Raw genomic sequence first — 6,000 nt, 5'->3', positions numbered from 1 at the left:
GATTCATCGGTTCAAACTGCTGAAATACTTACTATGTATACATTTTATCAGTTTTAAGCTCCGGTTTTTTCTGAGTTTGTGAGAAATCCGGGCCAAAGGTGCAAGGATCGCCAACCCAATCCCCAAAATTAACCCTGGTAATGGCCCTGCTAAAGATATCCAAAACTTTTGGGTGAGTGTAGCGTCATCTTTACGGGCAGTTGCTAAAGCGCCTAAAAACGGTACGAATAAAACAGAGGTATCACGATAGCCAAACAGTTTCATCGCCAATAAATGTCCGCCTTCATGGAAAAACAGTACAGCGATGAAAATCACTACACTTTGTGGAGTAAGAAAGCTTGTATAACTAGCGATAAACAACCCTAGACTACCCAACAAAAGCCAAGTGCGAAATTTTTTACCCACCAGACCAGTTTCGGTATACTGCATTTGTTTAAATCCCTCTACTTCCAGTTCTATAGGGATTTCTTGTAAAATGCTGGAATCAGTTTTGGCTTGTTGTCTGCGTTGCTTGATGATATTTGCTGCTTTCTTGTTACCCTGCATCATCAGATTAAGCGATCGCAGGACTGTTAGCCAATGTATCTGAAATAACTCTGTTCCCTTGATTGGTGATATTTTCCCTGTCTTGGCTAAGTTACTAACATAGCCACTCATCTGTATCTGTAGTGCTTGTGCAAAAGACTCTGGTGATAAACCACAAGCTGTTTTGCTGGTAGTTAATTGTTTGAGACAATCTTGATGAGTCTGCCATTGTACTGATACTTTGCTTGTATAAACATCCTGAACAATAGTGTTAGGAAACTCACCTATAAGTCCATGCTGTTTGCCGTTGACGGTCAGCAATAAAGTTCTATCCTTAAAAAAGGTATAAAACTCTATATCGAATAAATTGACAGGTTCGGCTAAACGACGAATAACTACTGTGGCATAGCTTTTGAGTGCTTTGTGATATAAAAGAAGTTCCCAATTTGTTTGCTGATATGCTTTGGTAATTGGTTGATATTGTAAATAGCTGCATGGAAGAAAGCCGAATTGCTCTAGTTCTTTAATGGGAGTTTGAAATAAATCTTTTAAATAGATAGGAACTGTATCAGCCTTTGTAATCTGGTACTTGGGATATTGAATCTGAGATTTGCTAAGTAGTAAAAAGAGAATGAGATAGCGAATAACAGTCAGTAGAACGTAAATTGCGATCGGGTAGATTAGGTATTGCATAGCAATATATAGTTTTTAACTATGCTTAGTATTCCCCGACACTACATAAAATAGATTAGTGTTGTAAATACCTAAAATAAAAATGGGTATAGCCTTTTGACCATACCCATTTCAATGATTTTAGAAAAGTGGTTACAGCTGCGGTACGTACTGCTGTTTCTCAGGAACTTCAGCGTACTCAGCCACAATTTGGCGGAATTCTTCGCCGTCAATGGTTTCTTTTTCGATGAGCAAATCGACTAAGCGATCGGTGACAGTGCGATGATCGCGGACAATTTTCTTAGCGTTGTCGTAGCATTCTTCCACGATCGCTCGGACTTGTCCATCAATGCGGGAAGCGATGGCTTCGGAATACTCAGATCGGGTTGTCCAGTCACGACCCAAGAATACTTCACCCTGCTGGCTTTCCAATGAAAGTGGCCCTAAGTCGGACATCCCGAACCGAGTCACCATCTGCCGTGCCATTCCCGATAACTGTTGCAAGTCTCCACCAGCGCCAGTTGTGACTTCCGCAGCCCCAAAAATTACTTCTTCAGCAGCGCGACCGCCCAAAGCACCAGTAATTCTGGCTTTCAACTGAGAACGAGAAATTAATCCTTGTTCTTCGTTGGGAGTAAACCAAGTTAAACCCTGTGCTTGTCCCCGTGGGATTAAGGTAACTTTTTGCACTGGGTCATGGTCTTTTAACAAAGTCCCCACTAAGGCGTGTCCAATTTCATGGTATGCAATTAAGCGCTTGCTCTTGCTGTCTACCAAAGGAGTACCTTCCATCCCAGCGACTACCCGATCCACCGCATCATCAATTTCGCGGAGGGTGATCGCTTCTTTGCGTCTTCTAGCAGTCAAAATTGCCGCTTCGTTGAGCAAGTTGGCTAAATCAGCACCAGTGAATCCAGGAGTGCGGCGAGCGATCGCATCTAAAGATACGCTAGGGTCTAGTTTCTTGTTGCGTGAATGGACTTGCAAGATTTCCAAACGCCCTTTGATATCGGGTGCATCAACTGTTACTTGGCGGTCAAAGCGACCGGGACGTAACAAAGCTGAGTCTAGTACGTCGGGACGGTTGGTAGCAGCAATAATAATGATGCCTGTATTACCTTCAAACCCGTCCATTTCGGTGAGCAACTGGTTGAGGGTTTGCTCTCTCTCGTCGTTACCGCCACCGATACCAGCGCCCCGTTGCCGTCCTACTGCGTCAATTTCATCGATGAAGATAATACAAGGGGCATTGTCTTTGGCTTTCTTAAACAAATCGCGGACACGGGATGCACCCACACCAACGAACATTTCTACAAATTCCGAACCGGAAATACTGAAGAAAGGTACGCCTGCTTCACCAGCGATCGCTTTTGCTAATAAAGTTTTACCAGTTCCAGGAGGCCCAACTAACAGCACTCCCTTGGGAATCCGTGCGCCTACAGCAGTAAATTTTTCTGGCTGTTTTAGGAAAGTGACGACTTCTTGTAGTTCTTCCTTAGCTTCTTCAATACCTGCTACGTCATCAAATTTAACCCCGGTTTTCGCCTCCATTTGGAAACGCGCCTTAGATTTGCCGAAGTTCATCGCTTGACCTGGCCCGCCGGGGAGGTTGCTAGAACGCCGGAACAAAAAGAACAACCCAGTAATCAATAAAACTGGAAACACGAGATTGCCCAACAATCCCCAGATTGCGCCATCATTCCGCATGGGGTGAGCATCAAAACTAATATCTTTTTCTTTGAGCTTGCTAATTAACTCAGGAGCGTTAACAGGCAAATCTACCCGCCACCTTTGGACGCGATTTTCGATGTCTGGATCGCGGGCTTCGATAATAGCAGTCCTACCGCCTTCGTAGAGATCAACACTGCTGACGCGATCGCCGTCCAAGTATTCTAGAAAGCGACCATAAGTCATGCGGGTATTGGCTGCATTCTTGCTCATATCAGTAGGAGCGCCTGCAAAGGCCCCTTGCCAGAAGAAAAAGCCAATTACCAAAGCCGGCAATGTCCAGAGTACTACGACTTTCCAAGAGAATTTCATCTTAATTTGCCTCTAGATGCCTATACAATTCATTAGCTCTAGTAACCAAGTGTTCATCACTCTGTCACTTTAAGCTGTTAAACGGATGTTTATAAATCCATTTTGTTTAATTTGATCTCTTAGATGCACTGTCATAAGGCAATTAGAGCATTATGGCGATGCCAACAAGAATCTTAATCAAAGTTAACTTAATTTTAATACAAAATCGCACGAGAAAAGGGAGCGCAACGGGATGCAAAGCCAGGGAGAATTTCTCCACAACGCTTCTCATATCGTTTCAACCCCTGACAATCATCTATTTAGGAAGCTGGGGAAGAGGTAATGTACCCGACTCACGTATTGTGTAGGGGGTGTGGGGAGTGTGGGAGGTGTGGGAGGTGTGGGAGGCAATGCAGTGTTCATTGATGTGCAGTTATTCAATTCCTCCTCTTTCTCCCCACACTCCCCACACTCACGCTCATTTCTCACTTGTGAGAAATCCAGGAGTAGTCTCCTTTCCCCCTGTCCCTCTGCCTTTTCCGCCCAATTCCCTACTTAACTTCTGTAATTTTGATTGTGTAAGGAAGATATTTACCTTGTTTGTAGGAACCAACCCAAACTTGGTAATTTCCAGCCAGCCATTCACCAACAATGCCGGCATTTTTGCCATCAAAATCGTCATTACACCAAGTACCACCTGGCCCCTTGATAATTATGGTGGTGTCTTCAGGACTTTGGACTTGCAACTTTAGGTAGTCGAATTTACCTGTTAACGCTAATGTGTGGTCTGGTGTTTCATCAACAAATCCAGTACAAGGGCCAGTAGCTGTTTCAGTTCTCCCACCTACTTTACTCCCAGATATTGAACCACCACTCATCCCGCGAACTGTCAGGGGGTCTGGCGAAAACTGGGGACTAATAGTTACATCTCCAAATATCGTTGGCGCTTCCTGAGCATCAGTCACAGCGTTAACTGTCGATGTGATGAAGAGCGTAACTATCATCAACGATAATCTCATCCCTCTATTGAGCGCTTTTGTCGGCATTGTAATTACGTTCGCTTCTAAGTGGTTTTGAAGACATGATTTTTACACACCAAGTTCCCAATCTGGGGAGAATTGACTACCTATTTTAGATTTAAAATTGGGGATAATTCATTAGTAATTAGTCAATGATTTGTTGTTCTTATAGTTGCTATACCTTATGGATAGGGGCACACCTTTGTGCGCCCCTAAAATCTAAAATATTTCTAAAATCTGGAAGGAATTGCTAATTAGCTTCTGTTATTGCCCGTCTCAAGCGCGATTTGTCTAAACCAATCTGATTTAGTAGTAACCAAGATTGAATGAGGTCGGGGCCATGAACATCTCCAGTTAAGGATGCTCGGAGCGATCGCATTACCAAGCCTTTTTTGACTTTTTGCTCTTTCACCACTTGTTTAATAATGTCCTGAGCGGCGGCTTCTGAGAGTTGCGGCTGATTTTCTAAAGCTGTGACAATCGCCTCAAGGACAGCAGTAGAACCTTCTTGCTTTAGTTGTGTACTACCTTCTTCGCTAAATTCAACTGTGTCGCTAAAAAATAGTTGGCCTTGAGGTACTGCATCTACTAAACGAGTCAAACTCTGGCTAATTAAAGTTACAAGCTGTTCTAACCAGGCGCGATCTCTTCCACCATCAAATTTATAGCCAGCCGCTTCCCAAAAGGGGATGAGTAAATCTGTGAGTTTATCTACTGGTGTATGGTGGATATACTGACTGTTCAACCAATCCAGCTTGTCCCAGTCAAACTTTGCGCCTGCTTTATTTACACGCTCAAAGCCAAACTCTTTAGCTGCTGTTTCTAAGGTAAATATTTCTTGCGTCGAGTCTGGTGGCGACCAACCCAGCAATGTCATATAATTTACCAAGCCTTCAGCAGTAAAGCCCATTTTCTGAAAGTCAGAAATGGAAGTAACACCATCCCGCTTAGAAAGCTTGCGCCCTTCCATGTTCAAAATTAACGGTGTGTGAGAGAACTCTGGAATTTTTGCACCCATTGCTTCATACAGCAGAATTTGCTTGGCGGTGTTGGCGATGTGGTCTTCTCCGCGAATGACATGAGTGATTTGCATATCAATGTCATCCACTACAACGACAAAGTTATACAGTGGTTGACCGCTACCCTCTTCTGAGGCGCGGGCGATGACCATATCACCACCTAAATCGCTACCTCGCCAAGACATTTTTCCCCTTACTAGGTCATTCCAGACAATTTCCCGCCCATCTTCGATTTTGAAGCGAATCACATAAGAACGACCTTCTGCTTCAAAAGCAGCACGTTCTTCTGGTGTGAGGTTGCGGTGACGGTTGTCATAACGGGGGGCTTCGCCTCTCGCTTTTTGGGCTTCTCTTAGCGCTTCTAGTTCTTCGCTGGTGGTGTAGCAGCGATAGGCTAATCCTTGATCTAGCAGTTTTTGTACTGCTTCTTTATAAAGATCCAGGCGTTGAGATTGAAAAAATGGCCCTTCATCCCAGTTCAGTCCTAGCCAGCGCAATCCTTCAAGAATATTGTCGGTGTATTCGGGACGCGATCGCTCTAGGTCTGTATCTTCTATTCGCAGGATAAATTTCCCGCCGTGGTGACGGGCAAATAACCAGTTAAATACAGCCGTTCTAGCTGTACCAATATGTAAATTTCCGGTTGGACTCGGCGCAATACGGACTCTGACAGTCACAGTTAATTCTCTCTTTCGCAAAGCGTGATAAATGTAGCTTATATTCAAACCCCCAATTCTGGGTCAATC

4 protein-coding genes are annotated in these 6,000 nt (G+C 44.0%); all 4 read right to left on the bottom strand.

The window, feature by feature from the left end:
- Window positions 1–3: 3 nt before the first annotated feature.
- The 4 genes from V7K69_RS01195 to gltX all read right to left on the bottom strand — a co-directional run bounded on the left by V7K69_RS01195 (window position 4) and on the right by gltX (window position 5,931).
- Window positions 4–1,218, bottom strand: a complete 1,215-nt coding sequence (locus V7K69_RS01195) for a site-2 protease family protein (protein ID WP_335030709.1) — start codon at window positions 1,216–1,218, stop codon at window positions 4–6.
- Between the two features lie 132 nt (window positions 1,219–1,350).
- The gene (ftsH2, locus tag V7K69_RS01190; RefSeq protein WP_335030708.1) at window positions 1,351–3,237 is read right to left on the bottom strand and encodes an ATP-dependent zinc metalloprotease FtsH2; all 1,887 of its coding nucleotides are present in this window, start codon (window positions 3,235–3,237) and stop codon (window positions 1,351–1,353) included.
- A gap of 530 nt (window positions 3,238–3,767) precedes the next feature.
- Window positions 3,768–4,262: a hypothetical protein gene (locus V7K69_RS01185; protein ID WP_335030707.1), complete on the bottom strand. Its 495-nt coding sequence runs from the start codon at window positions 4,260–4,262 to the stop codon at window positions 3,768–3,770.
- A gap of 223 nt (window positions 4,263–4,485) precedes the next feature.
- On the bottom strand, window positions 4,486–5,931 hold the full coding sequence (gene gltX, locus V7K69_RS01180; RefSeq protein ID WP_335030706.1) for a glutamate--tRNA ligase: 1,446 nt from the start codon (window positions 5,929–5,931) through the stop codon (window positions 4,486–4,488).
- Between the last annotated feature and the right edge of the window lie 69 nt (window positions 5,932–6,000).

The organism is Nostoc sp., assembly GCF_036917775.1.
Taxonomy (GTDB): Bacteria; Cyanobacteriota; Cyanobacteriia; order Cyanobacteriales; family Nostocaceae; genus Nostoc.
The sequence above is the reverse complement of the archived record's forward strand: the minus strand, read 5'-3'. Positions and strand labels throughout refer to the sequence as shown.

What these genes read in the sequence shown, in the direction of transcription:
- V7K69_RS01195 (WP_335030709.1), bottom strand. Translation starts at nt 1,218, where the DNA reads ATGCAATACCTAATCTACCCGATCGCAATTTACGTTCTACTGACTGTT.
- ftsH2 (WP_335030708.1), bottom strand. Translation starts at nt 3,237, where the DNA reads ATGAAATTCTCTTGGAAAGTCGTAGTACTCTGGACATTGCCGGCTTTG.
- V7K69_RS01185 (WP_335030707.1), bottom strand. Translation starts at nt 4,262, where the DNA reads ATGCCGACAAAAGCGCTCAATAGAGGGATGAGATTATCGTTGATGATA.